Origin of the sequence: Ectopseudomonas khazarica (assembly GCF_004521985.1) — a bacterium.
GTDB lineage: Bacteria > Pseudomonadota > Gammaproteobacteria > Pseudomonadales > Pseudomonadaceae > Aquipseudomonas > Aquipseudomonas khazarica.
Window position 1 is genome coordinate 1 of the sequence record NZ_SBHZ01000062.1, and the last position, 387, is coordinate 387.

General features: G+C 64.9%; 1 protein-coding gene. It reads right to left on the minus strand.

Features of this window, described 5'->3' with window-relative positions:
- The coding region (locus EPK82_RS24720) for an FtsK/SpoIIIE domain-containing protein (protein WP_134678355.1) at positions 1-387 on the minus strand (387 nt) is incomplete at both ends.

Here is a 387-nt window from a genome sequence, read left to right on the forward strand (position 1 = left end):
TCGTCGATCTTGGTGTTGTAGCCCGCGAGGTTGCGCACGCCCAGCTTCGACATGAGCTTGTAGCGGCGCTCCATCTCGGCCACGCACCAGTTCAGGCCGTGGGCGGCCTGCTTCATGTCGGTGACCACGGGCGCCAGCAGGTGCGGAATGCCTTCGTAGACCGACATTTCCAGCATCTTGGGGTCGATCATCAAGAGGCGCACGTCGCGCGCCTCGGCCTTGTAGAGCAGCGAGAGGATCATGGCGTTGATCCCCACCGACTTGCCGGAGCCCGTGGTACCGGCCACCAGCACGTGCGGCATCTTGCCGAGGTCGGCCACCACCGGGTTGCCCACGATGTCCTTGCCCAGGCCCATGGTGAGCAGGCTCTTGGCCTCGTGGTAGACC